Raw genomic sequence first — 13,638 nt, forward strand, 5'->3', positions numbered from 1 at the left:
AGCGCAAAATCTGCAAAGGCCGGCCCGCTACATTGCTCTCCAAGGAGACCGCATGAAGCCTGCAACCCTGAACCACTATGGCCAGCGCCTGGAACCCGTCCTGCGCTGGCTGGCGAGCCACCCCGACGCCGATCCGGACCTGTACCGGCTGGCCGAGCTGGCCTGCCTGTCGCCGTACCACTTCCATCGCGTCTACCGCGCCATGATGGGAGAGACGGTGAACGCCACCGTGCAGCGCATCCGCATGCACCGCGCGGCGGTGGCGTTGGGGAATTCCGAGGCTTCCTTGCGCGAGGTGGCGCAGCGCGCCGGCTATGAGTCGGACGCAGCGTTCAACCGGGCATTCGGCGCGACCTTCGGCATATCGCCGGGGCGCTATCGGGCTGTCCGCTCCCGTCCCTTCGACCCACAGGAGCTAGGCATGTATCCCATCAAGATCGAAACCTTTCCGGGCGCGACGCTGGCGGTCCTGTCGCATCGCGGCAGCTATCAGGAAATCGGCCCGCTGTTCACGCGCGCCTTCATGCTGGCCGTCAGCCGCGGCATCGCGCAGCCGGAGTCCATCGGCTACGGCGTGTATTTCGACGACCCCGAGCAGGTACCTGCGAGTCAGCTGCGGTCCATGGCCGGCATGTCGGTGGCGCCGGACGCCGACCTGGGCGGCGAGCTGGAGCGCTTCGAGATTCCGGAAGGCCGTTGCGCCATCCTGACGTACACCGGGCCCTATAACGAGATGGACAAGGCCTACAACTGGATGTTCTCGCAATGGCTGCCGGCCAGCGGCGAGGTGCCGGCGGACTTTCCCATGTTCGAGCAGTACCTGAACGACCCGCGCACCACGCCGCCGGCGCAATTGCAGACGCGTATCTGCATGCCGCTGAAGTAAGGCGCGGCGGTGTGAGCGCCGCGCCCGACGCGCTCAGCGGGCCGGCGTCTGGAAGCTGACCTGGCTCGGACGGCCTGGCAGGTTCAGGGTGGCGGTGGCGGGCGGCGTGGTCGCCACTACCTGCCCCGCGCGCAGCACCATCAGGCGGGTGGCGCGCAGGCGCAGCGCCTCGACGGCGTCGCGCGCCTGCAGCAGCACCAGATCGGCGCGCTTGCCGACGGCCAGGCCGGTCTCGTCCAGGCCCAGGATCCTGGCCGGCGTGGTGGTGACGGCTTCGAAACAGGCGCGCATGGCGTCCTGGCCCGTCATCTGGGCCACGTGCAGGCCCATGTGCGCCACTTCCAGCATGTCGCCCGAACCCAGGCTGTACCAGGGGTCCATCACGCAGTCATGGCCGAAAGCCACGGGCACGCCAGCGGCCAGCAGCTCGGGCACGCGCGTCATGCCGCGGCGCTTCGGATAGGTGTCGTGGCGGCCTTGCAGCGTGATGTTGATCAGCGGGTTGGCGATGGCGGACACGCCGGCTTCGCGCATCAGCGGAATCAGCTTGGAGACGTAGTAGTTGTCCATGGAGTGCATGGACGTCAGGTGCGAACCCGTCACGCGGCCTTGCAGGCCCAGGCGCTGCGTGTGGTACGCCAGCGTCTCGATGTGGCGCGAGAGCGGGTCGTCGCTTTCATCGCAGTGCATGTCCACGCGCAGGCCGCGTTCGGCCGCCAGTTCGCACAGGATGCGCACCGATTCCGCGCCGTCCTGCATGGTGCGTTCGAAGTGCGGAATGCCGCCCACCACATCCACGCCCATGTCCAGCGCGCGCTTGAGGTTGTCCAGGGCGCCGGGGGCGCGCAACACGCCGTCCTGCGGGAAGGCGACCAGTTGCAGGTCCAGGTAGGGTTTGACCTTCTCGCGCACGTGCAGCAACGCTTCCGTGGCCAGGAGGCGCGGATCGCACACGTCCACATGCGAGCGGATGGCCAGCAGGCCGCGCGCCACGGCCCAGTCGCAATAGGCCAGCGCGCGCTCGACCAGCGCTTCCTGCGTCAACAGCGGCTTGAGCTCGCCCCACAGCGCGATGCCTTCCAGCAGCGTGCCGGACTGATTCACGCGCGGCAGTCCGAAGGACAGCGTGGAGTCCATATGGAAGTGCGCGTCGACGAAAGGCGGCGCCACCAGCTGGCCCGCCGCGTCCACGGTCTGCGCGGCCTCGGCCTTCAGCGCCGGTTCCAGCGCCACGATACGGCCATTGGCGATGCCAATGTCGATGTTCTGGCGGCCATCGGGCAGCGTGCAGTGTCTAAGAATCAGATCGAGCATGGAAGTCCTTGCGGAAGGTTTCTGTTGTTCATGGTACTGCGCGCAACCTTCAGCGCTCACCTTTACGGTAGGGCTTCATCAGGGCTTGCGGGTAGGCGGCGCGGCGCGCCATCACCACCAGGGCGAGGATGGACAGGACGTAGGGCAGCATCAGATAGACCTGGTACGGCAACTCCGGCAGGCCGGGCAGCGCTGCGCCGCCTTGCTGCATGCGCAATTGCAGCGCGTCGAAGAAGGCGAAGATCAGCGCGCCCAGCAGCGCCTTGCCGGGCCGCCACGACGCGAACACCACCAGCGCCACGCAAACCCAGCCGCGGCCGTTGACCATGTTGAAGAAGAAGGCGTTGAACGCCGCCAGCGTCAGGAAGCTGCCGGCCACGCCCATCAGTGCGGAGCCTGCCACGATGGCGCCCATGCGCAGGCGCGTCACCGACAGGCCCTGCCCTTCGGCCGCGGCCGGGTTTTCGCCCACCATGCGGATCGCCAGGCCGACGGGCGTGCGGTTCAGCACCCAGGCCAGTATCGGCACCGCGGCCAGGGCCAGCAAGGTCATGGGCGTCTGCCCCGCCAGCACCGGCCCGATGAGCGGAATGCCGTCCAGGAACTTCATTTCCGCAAACGGCGTGATCGTGGGCGGCGTGTTCACGCTGGGAAACGTGACGCGGTACGCGAAGTAGCTCAGGCTGGTGGCCAGCAGCGTCACGCCCAGGCCGGACACGTGCTGCGACAGGCCCAGCGGCACGGTCAGCACGGCGTGCAGCAGGCCGAACACGGCGCCCGCAAACGCGGCTGCAAGCACGCCCACGTAGAGCGGCGCGCCCAGGTACACCACCAGCCAGCCGGTGAAGGCGCCGGCGGCCATGATGCCTTCGATGCCCAGGTTCAGCACGCCCGCGCGCTCGCACAGCAGCACGCCGAGCGTGCCCAGTATCAGCGGCGTCGCCAGGCGCAGCACCGCCACCCAGAACGCCGACGAGCTCATCAGATCCATCCATTCCATGGCGCGCTCCTCAGGCCCGGTTGCGGCGCAGGCGGTACTGCGCAAATAGCGTCGCGACCAGCATGGCGAGCAACGAAGTGGCGACGATGACGTCGGCGATGTAGTTCGGCACCGCGATGGCGCGGCTCATGCTGTCCGCGCCCACCAGCATGCCGGCCACGAACAGGCTGGCCAGGATCACGCCCAGCGGATGCAGGCCGGCCAGCATGGCGACCACCACGCCGGTGTAGCCATAGCCCGGCGACATGTCGAGCGTGACGTAGCCGGTGCGGCCCGCTACTTCGATCGCGCCGGCCAGGCCGGCCAGCGCGCCCGACAGCATGGCGGTGCCCAGCATCACACGGTTCACCGGCAAGCCCAGGAAGCGCGAGGCGTGCGCGTTGGCGCCGACCGCGCGCATCTGGAAGCCGAACACGGTATAGCGATTCAGCAGCCACAGCCCCAGCGCCAGGCCGGCCGCCCACAAGAGGCCGGTATGGGCGCGGGTGCGCTCGATCAGCTTGCCGAGCTCCAGGTCGCCGTTGAGCGCCACGGACTGCGGCCAGCCCATGGCCATGGGATCCTTCATGGGGCCGTCCAGCATCATCGACACGAACAGCAGCACGATGAAGTTGCCCAGCAGCGTGGTCACCACTTCATCCACGCCCAGCCGGGTCTTGAGAATGGCGGGGATCAGCAGCAGCAAGGCGCCGGCCAGGGCTGCCGCCAGCATCATGCCGGCAAACAGCGCGGGCACGGGCAGGTCGAAGCCGGTGCCGTCATGCAGGCCGCCCACCGCCACCGCGGCCAGTGCGCCCAGATATAGCTGGCCCTCGGCGCCGATGTTGTAGAAGCGCGCGCGGAATGCCACTGCACAGGCCAGGCCGGTCAGCATCAGCGGAGTGGCGCGGGTCAGCGTTTCGGACAGCGCAAAGCGCGAGCCGAACGCGCCTTCGAACAGCAAGGCATAGGTGCGGCCCACGGGGGCGCCTGCCCAGGCCACCAGCAGGGTGCAGACCGCCAGCGTGAAGGCGATGGCCGCGAAGGGCGCCAGGGCCAGCGCCAGGCGGCTGGGCTCCGGGCGGCGTTCCAGGATCAGTTTCATGCGAGTAATGCTCGATAGGTAGTGGAGACGCGCGGGACGCAGCGGGTTTTCATCCCTGCGTGCCCGTCATGGCCAGGCCCACCGTGGCGGGCGTCCATTCGGACACCGGCTTCACGGCGATCAGCTTGCCGCCGCACAGCACGGCGATACGGTCGGCCAGCGCGAAGATCTCTTCCAGGTCCTCGGATACCAGCAGGACGCCTGCGCCACGGGTGCGCGCTGCCAGCAACTGCTCGCGCACATAGGCGACCGCGCCGATGTCCAGGCCCCAGGTGGGCTGGTCGGCCACGATGAAGCGCGGTTCGCGCGCCAGCGTGCGGCCCAGGATCAGCTTCTGCATGTTGCCCCCGGACAGGCTGCGGGTGCGTACGTCCAGCGACGCGGCCCGCACGTCGAACTGCTTGGCCAGGGCCTGGGCATAGGCTTTGCCGGCACGCGCCCGGATCAGGCCCCAACGCGCGAAGCGCGGGTCCTTCAGGTCTTCGACAATGGCGTTTTCCCACAAGGGGCTGTCGCCGATCACGCCTTCGCCGTGGCGGTCTTCAGGGATGCGGCCGACGTGGGCTGCGGTCCAGCCGGCCGGCGTCGTGGGCGCCGCCGCATGCTCGGGGCCCAGGCGGATGGTGCCGTCGGTGGGCTGGCGCAGGCCGGTCAGCACCGACACCAGCGCCTGCTGGCCGTTGCCGGCCACGCCTGCGATCGCCACGATTTCGTGCTTGTGGACAACCAGGTCCAGGCTGTCCAGGCGCGTCGCCCCGTCGCGACCGTCGCGCACGGTCACTTGAGACAAGGTCACTACGGGCGCGGCCTGCTCGGCCGCGGCCACGGCTTCGGCGTGCGGCATGACGACCTTGCGGCCCACCATCAGCTCGGCCAATTCGGCCGGGCTGGTGCTGGCGGTTTCGCGCTCGGCCACCAGCTTGCCCTGGCGAAGCACCGCCACGCGGCCCGACACCGCCATGACTTCGTCGAGCTTGTGCGAGATGAAGATCACGGCCAGGCCTTCATCGACGAAGCCGCGCAGGGTGGCAAAGAGGTCCTGCACTTCCTGCGGCGTGAGCACCGCGGTCGGCTCGTCCAGGATCAGGACGCGCGCGCCGCGGTACAGCGCCTTCAGGATCTCGACTCGCTGCTTCTCGCCGACCGACAGCGTGCCGACGCGCGCGTCCGGGTCCACGCCCAGGCCGAAGCGTTGGCCGAGTTCAACCAGGCGCTGGCGCGCCTTGCCGCGGCCGGACGCCAGCTTCCACAGCGATTCCGTGCCGACCATGATGTTGTCCAGCACGGTCAGGTTGTCGGCCAGCGTGAAGTGCTGATGCACCATGCCGACCCCGGCCGCCAGCGCGGCGTCGGGCCGGCCGGCCGGCAAGCCCTGGCCGAAGACTTCGATGTTGCCGGCGTCGGCCACGTAATGGCCGAACAGGATCGACACCAGGGTCGATTTGCCGGCGCCGTTCTCGCCCAGCAAGGCCAACACTTCGCCCTGGCGCAGCGTGAGCGATATGTCGTCGTTGGCCGTGAGGCTGCCAAAGCGTTTGGTGATCCCCGTCAGTTGCAGGGCGAGAGGCGCGTGGTTCATCGTGCCGAGGACTTGGGTTCTTTGTCGTTGACCTTGACGCTGAAGCTGCCGTCCAGGATGGCCTTCTGCTTGGCCTGGACCTTGGCCATCAGGTCGGCGGGAATCTTGCTTTCGAAGGTGCCCAGCGGCGCCAGCGAGGAACCCTTGTGCTTCATCAGCGAGTACTGGCCGTAGTCGTCGGCCTTGAACGTGCCGGCGCGCACCTGCTTGAGCGCTTCCTCGATGGTGGGTTCCATGCTCCACAGCGCCGAGGCGACCACGGTGTCCGGATACTGCTGCTGCGTGTCGATGACGTTGCCGATGGCCAGCTTGCCGCGTTCCTTGGCCGCGTCCGACACGCCGAAGCGCTCGGCGTAGAGCACGTCCGCGCCCTTGTCGATCATGGCGAAGGCGGCTTCCTTGGCCTTCGGGGGATCGAACCAGGAACCGATGAAGGTCACGGTGAACTCGGCCTGTGGATTCACTTCCTTGGCGCCTTCGATGAAGGCGTGCATCAGGCGGTTCACTTCAGGAATGGGGTAGCCGCCCACCAGGCCGATCTTGCCCGTCTTGCTCATGCCGCCGGCGATCATGCCGGTCAGGTAGGCGGGTTCCTGGATGTAGTTGTCGAACACCGAGAAGTTGGGCTGCTGCGGCTTGCCCGAGGAGCCCATCAGGAAAGCGGTCTGCGGATAGTCCTTGGCCACCTTGCGGGCGGCGGCTTCCACGGCGAAGGCCTCGCCCACCACCAGCTTGTTGCCTTGTTCTGCGTACTGGCGCATCACGCGCTCGTAGTCGGCGTTGGTGACGTTTTCCGAGAACGTGTATTCGATCTCGCCGCGATCGCGGGCCGCGACCAGCGCCTTGTGGATGCGCGACACCCATTGCTGTTCGACCGGCACCGTGTAGATGGCGGCGACCTTGGTCTTGGCGGGCGCCTGGGCCAGGGCGGCGCCCGAGAACATCAGCGCGCCGGCGGCGGCCGCCGCCAGCTTGAGCAGGCCGCGGCGGGCGATGCCGGCGACGGACGGGGTGGAAGAGGCTTTCATGCGGGTGACTCCTGCGAAGGGAGGGAAAGGGATGGGTATTGGAGGCGATGGGCGCTGGCCCGCGCGCGGCTGGCGCGCGCGCGGCCGCGGCCCCGTTCCATATGGCCGCCGCCGGCAGGCGTGCCGGGACTAGCGTACGGAGACGAGGGCGTGGGATCGGTCATCGGATGGGGAGCGCCAGGCGACGCGCCCCATCCGAATGGTCGGGTTCGCAGCCAGCCCTGGCGAAGCAAGTTGTATGCCATGGGGCATTCCCGCGACAAGTCGGGGAAACCTGATGGCCGGGCAGGATTATAGGCACCCTGGCGGGGATTGGTGGCACCAGAGCGGTGCGTGTCTGCCAAGGGGTGGACAGAGTGCGTAACCAGGTCAAAGTTCAGGGAGTCTGAAATTTCATCTGGGCAGGGGGCAAGAATCCTGGCGACGCTTCATTATTGGGCCTTGAACTCTGTTTGCACACTGGCGAAGGAAACAGAGCGGGCAGGTACACGCCAGTCTGAGAGAGTGGCGGCGGTGCGGGCCGACTTGACGTATCGGTCGCACAAATAGGGAGGCCCCACCGAAGTGGGGCCATCGTTCGGACCTAGTTGCATCACCAGCATTCACATCTGGGAGTGGCTTTTCTAGGGCAGCGCGTTGACTGTACCGTTTTTGAACATGACTTTCAACCAAGCTTTCGGCGATGTGTGCAGGAGCGCCCTGCTTGGAAGGGGAGAATAGGACTAATGGAATGGAAACTGCGGGAAACGGTGTTCTCCGCCCCGCGAATGGGGCGCTATCTGAACAGCTATGGCGGAGACGCGTTGCGGGCGGCCGTTGCCTACGATCACAATGTCCGGTTGGCGCAGGCGCTGATGCCCGCCTTGCAGACAATGGAGATCGTTCTTCGCAACGCCGTCCATCGAAGCCTGAGCAGGTCGATGGGAAGCGCCGACTGGTGGAATGGTCTGCCCTCCCCTGAGTTCGAGTGGCTGCACGTGGCGGTGGGAGACGCGGGGATCAAGATCCAGCGACGCCGGGAACGCGTCACTACTGACAAGATCGTTGCCGAATTGACTTTTGGATCGTGGACGCGGCTGTTCAATGCCCAACATGGGCGCACGTTATGGGGGCGCCTCCTCCTGGCCTTTCCCACCTGTCCGAAAGCCAAGCGCCGACGTGGCCCGATCAGTTCGTCCCTGAACCGCATTCGGGATTTGCGCAACCGGGTCATGCACCATGAACCGCTGCTGTGGGTAGAGCCTTCGGTGAAGGATATCCATGGCGATATCCAGGAGGTCCTGGATTGGATCGATCCGGGCATCAACCGCTGGCTCGTCCATCACGACTCCTTGCCAGCGAGATGGGCTGAATGCGCGGCGATTTGAACCGTCCAGCCCAGACTGAACGAAATTCGATGCATGGAACGGGCCGTTGCGGCTGCCCACACCCCGATCCAGGGCCCGCGCGCCTAAAATCCCAGGCATGAGCCGCGCGCGTGGCGCGGCAAGCTGGAAGACCCATGCAAGATATACAACTGCTGCTGGAACAGTACGGCGGGTGGCTGGTGTTCGCCAACGTGCTGGTCGAGCAGGCCGGCCTGCCGGTGCCCGCCTATCCCATGCTGATTGCCGCCGGCGCGCTGGCCGGCGCGGGTGGGTGGCTCGTGCCCTGGATGGCGGCTACGGTCGCCTGCCTGCTGGCCGACAGCCTTTGGTACGTGGCCGGCCAGCGCTACGGCTCGCGCCTGTTGGGCGTGATCTGCAAGATGTCGCTGTCGCAGGACTCCTGCATCCGGCAGACGCAGCGCCTGTACCTGCGCATCGGAGTGCGCGCGCTGCTGGTGTGCAAGTTCCTGCCTGGCGCGGGGGCGTTGTCCACCGTGATGGCGGGCCTGACGGGTACGCCCTACCGCCGTTTCCTGGGCTACGACATCGTGGGCTCCCTGATCTGGTCGGGTTCGGCCCTGCTGCTGGGCGGCCTGTTCCACAACGTCGTGAACGACGTGTTGGAAATCCTCGGCACCTACGGTGCGATGGGGCTGGGCGTGCTGGCGGCGGTGCTGGCGCTGTACATCCTGGCGCGCTTCCTGCGGCGCCGGATCCTGCTGCGCAGCCTGCGCGTGATTCCGCGCCTGTCGGTGGACGAGCTGATGCAGTGGCGCCAGGACGGCCGCAATGCGCTGGTGTTCGACGTGCGCCCCGAGGCGGTGCGCGAAGAGCAGCGCATCCCCGGCGCCATCGCCGTGGACCTGAAAGCGCCCTTGCCCCGGCTGGATGCCCAGGCGCTGGAATCCGACATCGTCGTGTACTGCGCCTGCCCCAACGAGGTGTCGGCCGCGCTGCTGGCGTCGCGGCTGCGCGCCGCGGGCTACCCCAAGACCTGGGCCTTGCGCGGCGGTTACCAAGCCTGGCAGGAGCACGAACACCCGCTCCCCCCGCAAGGCGCATAATTCCGCCATGAGCCCGCGCAGACGGCGGGCGGCCTACAAGGAGAGACAGGCATGCGGATTTTGTTCTTGGGCGCCGGCGGCACCGGCGGCTACTTTGGCGGACGGGCGGCCCAGGCGGGCGCGGACGTGACCTTCCTGGTGCGCGAGCCGCGCGCCGCGCGGATCCGCGAACAGGGCCTGCGCATCAAGAGCCCGCTGGGCGATGCCACGCTGCAGCCGCAGCTGGTCACGCAACAGACCTTGCAAGGCAGCTACGACGTGGTGGTGCTGAGCTGCAAGGCCTATGACCTGGCCAGCGCCATCGAGGCCATCCGTCCCGCGGTCGGGCCCGATACCGCCGTGCTGCCCATCATGAACGGCGTGCTGCAGTACGACGTGCTGGACCGCGAATTCGAGCCGCATCGTGTGCTGGGCGGACTGTGCCAGATCAACGCCACCCTGGGCCCCGAGGGCGAAGTGGTGCATCTGGGCAAGTACGCCAACATCGTCTTCGGCGAGCGCGCCGGCCCCGCCCGCAGCGAACGCTGCGTCGCGCTGGAACAGGCCCTGGCCGGCGGCGAATACGTCAGCCGCCTGAGCACCGACATCTACCAGGACATCTGGGAAAAATACGTGTTCCTGACCACGCTGGCCGCAGCCACCTGCCTGATGCGCGGCTCGGTCGGGCAAATTGCCTCTACCGACGACGGCATCGACATCATGAGCGGGCTGCTGCAGGAATCGCAGGCCGTTGCCGCCGCGTCGGGCCACGCCGTGCGGCCGGAGGCTGACGCCTCGGCGCGCAAGCTGATTACCGACCGTACCCAGCCCGTCACCGCGTCGATGTTCCGCGACCTGAGCCAGGGACTGCCGGTGGAGGCCGACCACATCGTCGGCGACATGGTGCGGCGCGCCCGCACCCTGGGCGTGGACGCGACCTACCTGCGCACGGCTTACGCGCATCTGCAGGTCTACCAGGCGCAGCGCGCCGCGGCCTGAACGCCGCCCTGTCTGGCGGCCCCCTGTTCAAGCGGGGCCGCCGGGAGCACACTGGCCTGACGGCGGCGAAGACGCCGGCAGGGCTGCCTCTTCGGTTCGTTCCGGGCGGGTTTGCCAGGTATTGGTGCATAAATTGCAAAAAACTCATCCGGTTTCACGGGTTTTTTGATCGGATTTGTACGAATAGTATGGCTTTGCCTGAGCCGGAGTGTTGCGCCGCAAGTTGCGGCGGCCCTGGCTCCCCTACCCAAGGAGCAAGACCATGAAAGTTGCATTGATCGGAATCACCGGCCGCGTGGGTTCGCGCGTGGCGGACGAATTGCTCAAGCGCGGCCACCAGGTCACGGGCATCGCCCGCAACCTGTCCGACGTGAATCCGCAGCTCGGCCTGACCATCAAGCAGGGCGACGCCACCGATCCCGAAGCGCTGACCTCGTTGCTGAAGGGCCACGACGCCGTGATCAGCGCGTCGCGCTTCGTATCGTCGGACGCCAAGCCGCTCCTGAGCGCCGTGAAGGACGCGGGCGTGCCGCGCCTGCTGGTGGTCGGCGGCGCGGGCAGCCTGCTGGTCGCCCCCGGCAAGATGCTGATCGACACCCCCGAATTCCCCGATGCCTACAAGCCCGAGGCGCGCGCCGGCGTGGTGTTCCTGGACACGCTGCGCCATGAAAAAGTGCTGAACTGGACCTTCCTGTCGCCTTCGGCGCTGTTCGAGCCGGGCGAGCGCACCGGCCAGTTCCGTTTGGGCGATGACACCCTGCTGGCCGATGACGAAGGCAAGAGCTGGATCTCGATGGAAGACTATGCCATTGCGCTGGTCGATGAACTCGAAACGCCCAAGCATTCGCGTCGCCGCTATACCGTCGGCTACTGACCCCGGCCCTCGGCGGATCACGAAGGGCCTCGGCAAGAGGCCCTTTTCCATTGGGGGCCTAGGCCCGGAATCCATGTTTTTGTTTGTAAACTGGCGCACCGCCAGCCGGCGTTCCGACACCTGAGTTTGCCCCGTATGCGTATGAAGTTGAAATCGTTGGCCCTATGCCTGCTGGTTGCCGCCACCTGTCTGGCAGCCGCGCCGGCTAGCGCGGCCGCACCCCAGTCCAACAAGGACCTCGTGGTGGCGTTCTTTCGCATGATGTTCCAGGACCGCGACGTCGACGAGGCGGTGCGCCTGTACGTCAGCCCGAACTACGTCCAGCACAACCCCTATATGCAGGATGGCGTTGGTCCGCTGGTGGATTTCTTTCCCGCCTATTTCGAGCAGCATCCGCAGTCCATCGTTGAAATCAAGCGCGTGATTGCCGAGGGCGACCTGGTGCTGATCCACAACCTGTGGCGCGATTCGCCGGAAGACCGGGGTCAGGCCGTAATGGACATCTTCCGCGTGGAAGACGGCAAGATCGTGGAACACTGGGACGTGAGCCAGGAAATCCCCGAGAACCCCGCCAACAAGAACGGCATGTTCTAGGAAGCGCCGCATGTCCAGCATCGAACCCGTAGACCTGTCCCGCGCCTATCTGCTGCTGAACCACGGCCCCACGGTGCTGGTGACCAGCGCCCATGGCGATGCGCGCAACGTCATGGCGGCCGCCTGGGCCATGCCCCTGGACTTCAGTCCGCCCAAGATGCTGGTGGTGGTGGACAAGAACACCTACACGCGCGGCCTGATCGAGGCGTCGGGCGAATTCGCGCTGTGCATCCCGTCGCGCGCGCAGGCCCGCGCCACGCTGCGGGTGGGCACCGATTCCGGGCGCGACGAAGACAAATTCCAGGCCAGCGGCCTGACGACCTTCCCCGCCAGCAAGATCGGCGCGCCGCTCATCAGCGGTTGCCTGGGCTGGCTGGAATGCCGCGTCGTGCCCGAACCGCACAACCAGCAGGCCTACGACCTCTTCATCGGCGAAGTCGTGGCCGCGTGGGCCGCGCCTGAAGTGTTTTCCGGCAATCGCTGGCATTTCCCCGACGACGAGCGCCGTTCGGTCCATTACGTGGCGGGCGGCTCCTTCTTCGCCACCGGCGAAGCCTTCAACGTTTCCGATCCGGAGTAACCATGATGCGCAGCGTATATCTGGCGGGTTTCGACGTGTTCCTGCCTGATGCGGCGGCGCACGGCAAACGCTTGAAGGCGCTGTGCGCCACCTACGGTTTCGACGGCCTGTTCCCGCTGGACAATGAAGCGCCGCAGGGCTTGTCCGGCCAGGCGCTGGCCCAATGGATCTATCGCGAGAACGTCGCGCTCATCCGGCGCGCGGACATGGTGATGGCGAACCTCAATCCGTTTCGCGGCGCCGAACCCGATTCGGGCACGGCATTTGAAGTCGGCTACGCCATCGCCTGCGGCAAGCCGGTATGGGCTTACACCGGCCAGGCAGGCTCGTTGATCGATCAGGTGGCGGTGGGGGCTGCGGCAGACGACGGCGCATCGCGCATGGTCGATGCCGAGGGCTACACCGTGGAAGACTTCGGCCTGAACGTGAATCTGATGCTGGCGTGCAGCGCCCGCATCGTCACGGGCAGCGCCGCCGACTGCCTGGCGCAGATGGCCCGCGAACCGGGACGCTGACCGTCCCGAACCAGGGCGCGGCTAGCTGCGCGCCGTTTTCGCTGCCTTTGCTGCCTTCGCTGCCTTCGGCGGCGCGCGGCGCGCGGCGGGTTCGCCCAGGTATCCCATCACCGCGTTGACCACGGCCTGTTCCAACTGCTGCGTCGAGAATCCCGCGGGCGGTTCCAGCGCCGCGGCATGCACCAGTGACTCCATGATGCGCAACACCACATAGGTCGCCAGATCCCGGTCCTGCTGCGCGATTTCGGCGCGATGCAGTTCCAGAAGGTGGCGCATGCGCCTGTGGATATCCTGGTCCGCGCGGCTGTGTTCGTGCGGCTGGTCGAACAGCGGAAACTCCCTTTCCAGCACGCGGTGCAGCGCGGGTTCCAGCAGGTGGGCGTGCAGCATCGCCTCGACGATGGCCGCGACGCGCTCGCGCAGCGTGGCCGCGGGATTGCTGTCCAGGACCCAGTCGATGACGTCCAGCATCTGGTTGTCGTGGCGGTTGTGCAGCGCCGCGATCAGGGCGTTCTTGTTGGGGAAGTACTGATACAGCGAGCCGACGCTGACGCCGGCCGTTTCCGCGATCAGATTGGTATTGGTGCCCGCATAGCCGTGGGTGGCCAGAACGCGAGCCGTGGCTTGCAAAATCGTCTCTACGGTGTGCTGGGATCTGAGCTGGCGCGGCGATTTCCGGGGCTGTGGGATGGCGGTCATGGGTACTGTGAAAGGCGAGTATCGAATATGAGCAATGGCTCATAAAATTTCCAGCAGGCAATCCGGTTCATCGCCC

Annotated in this window: 14 protein-coding genes; 8 read left to right on the forward strand and 6 right to left on the reverse strand. The window is 66.8% G+C overall.

Features of this window, described 5'->3' with window-relative positions:
* Window positions 1-52 precede the first annotated feature (52 nt).
* The gene (locus DXK93_RS08130; protein ID WP_119449788.1) at window positions 53-886 is read left to right on the forward strand and encodes a GyrI-like domain-containing protein; all 834 of its coding nucleotides are present in this window, start codon (window positions 53-55) and stop codon (window positions 884-886) included.
* Between the two features lie 33 nt (window positions 887-919).
* Here the strand turns inward: DXK93_RS08130 and DXK93_RS08135 are convergent, their stop codons facing one another.
* From DXK93_RS08135 to DXK93_RS08155, 5 genes are read right to left on the reverse strand one after another with little or no spacing between them, the layout of a single operon-like run.
* On the reverse strand, window positions 920-2,200 hold the full coding sequence (locus DXK93_RS08135) for an amidohydrolase family protein (RefSeq protein WP_054455742.1): 1,281 nt from the start codon (window positions 2,198-2,200) through the stop codon (window positions 920-922).
* A 49-nt stretch (window positions 2,201-2,249) separates the two neighbouring features.
* Window positions 2,250-3,200, reverse strand: a complete 951-nt coding sequence (locus tag DXK93_RS08140) for an ABC transporter permease (protein WP_054455740.1) — start codon at window positions 3,198-3,200, stop codon at window positions 2,250-2,252.
* A gap of 10 nt (window positions 3,201-3,210) precedes the next feature.
* A complete protein-coding gene (locus DXK93_RS08145) occupies window positions 3,211-4,284 on the reverse strand; it encodes an ABC transporter permease (protein WP_054455738.1) in 1,074 nt (357 codons plus the stop codon).
* 49 nt (window positions 4,285-4,333) lie between these two features.
* Window positions 4,334-5,863 (reverse strand): ABC transporter ATP-binding protein, encoded by a 1,530-nt coding sequence (locus tag DXK93_RS08150; RefSeq protein ID WP_119449789.1) that lies wholly within the window; start codon window positions 5,861-5,863, stop codon window positions 4,334-4,336.
* Window positions 5,860-6,891, reverse strand: coding sequence for a BMP family protein (locus DXK93_RS08155; RefSeq protein ID WP_119449790.1), 1,032 nt, complete (start codon window positions 6,889-6,891; stop codon window positions 5,860-5,862). Before DXK93_RS08155 ends, DXK93_RS08150 begins: the two co-directional genes overlap by 4 nt.
* A 725-nt stretch (window positions 6,892-7,616) precedes the next feature.
* On the opposite strand from DXK93_RS08155, the gene DXK93_RS08160 reads away from it, so the two are divergent.
* The 7 genes from DXK93_RS08160 (at window position 7,617) to DXK93_RS08190 (ending at window position 12,863) form a co-directional block, all read left to right on the forward strand.
* Complete coding sequence (locus DXK93_RS08160; RefSeq protein WP_119449791.1) at window positions 7,617-8,258, forward strand: hypothetical protein; 642 nt, start codon at window positions 7,617-7,619, stop codon at window positions 8,256-8,258.
* A 134-nt stretch (window positions 8,259-8,392) separates the two neighbouring features.
* Window positions 8,393-9,322: a DedA family protein/thiosulfate sulfurtransferase GlpE gene (locus DXK93_RS08165; protein WP_054455735.1), complete on the forward strand. Its 930-nt coding sequence runs from the start codon at window positions 8,393-8,395 to the stop codon at window positions 9,320-9,322.
* A 51-nt stretch (window positions 9,323-9,373) separates the two neighbouring features.
* On the forward strand, window positions 9,374-10,300 hold the full coding sequence (gene panE, locus DXK93_RS08170; RefSeq protein WP_054455733.1) for a 2-dehydropantoate 2-reductase: 927 nt from the start codon (window positions 9,374-9,376) through the stop codon (window positions 10,298-10,300).
* Window positions 10,301-10,562: 262 nt separating this feature from the next.
* On the forward strand, window positions 10,563-11,174 hold the full coding sequence (locus tag DXK93_RS08175; RefSeq protein ID WP_054455731.1) for an NAD(P)-dependent oxidoreductase: 612 nt from the start codon (window positions 10,563-10,565) through the stop codon (window positions 11,172-11,174).
* 135 nt (window positions 11,175-11,309) lie between these two features.
* On the forward strand, window positions 11,310-11,768 hold the full coding sequence (locus DXK93_RS08180) for a nuclear transport factor 2 family protein (protein WP_082401097.1): 459 nt from the start codon (window positions 11,310-11,312) through the stop codon (window positions 11,766-11,768).
* A gap of 10 nt (window positions 11,769-11,778) precedes the next feature.
* On the forward strand, window positions 11,779-12,348 hold the full coding sequence (locus tag DXK93_RS08185; protein ID WP_054455727.1) for a flavin reductase family protein: 570 nt from the start codon (window positions 11,779-11,781) through the stop codon (window positions 12,346-12,348).
* 5 nt (window positions 12,349-12,353) lie between these two features.
* Window positions 12,354-12,863 (forward strand): nucleoside 2-deoxyribosyltransferase, encoded by a 510-nt coding sequence (locus DXK93_RS08190; RefSeq protein WP_119449924.1) that lies wholly within the window; start codon window positions 12,354-12,356, stop codon window positions 12,861-12,863.
* Window positions 12,864-12,884: 21 nt separating this feature from the next.
* Here the strand turns inward: DXK93_RS08190 and DXK93_RS08195 are convergent, their stop codons facing one another.
* Entirely contained in the window at window positions 12,885-13,562 is a 678-nt protein-coding gene (locus DXK93_RS08195) for a TetR/AcrR family transcriptional regulator (RefSeq protein WP_119449792.1), read from the reverse strand.
* Window positions 13,563-13,638: the final 76 nt, after the last annotated feature.

Origin of the sequence: Achromobacter sp. K91, from assembly GCF_003576205.1 — a bacterium.
GTDB lineage: Bacteria > Pseudomonadota > Gammaproteobacteria > Burkholderiales > Burkholderiaceae_B > Achromobacter > Achromobacter aegrifaciens.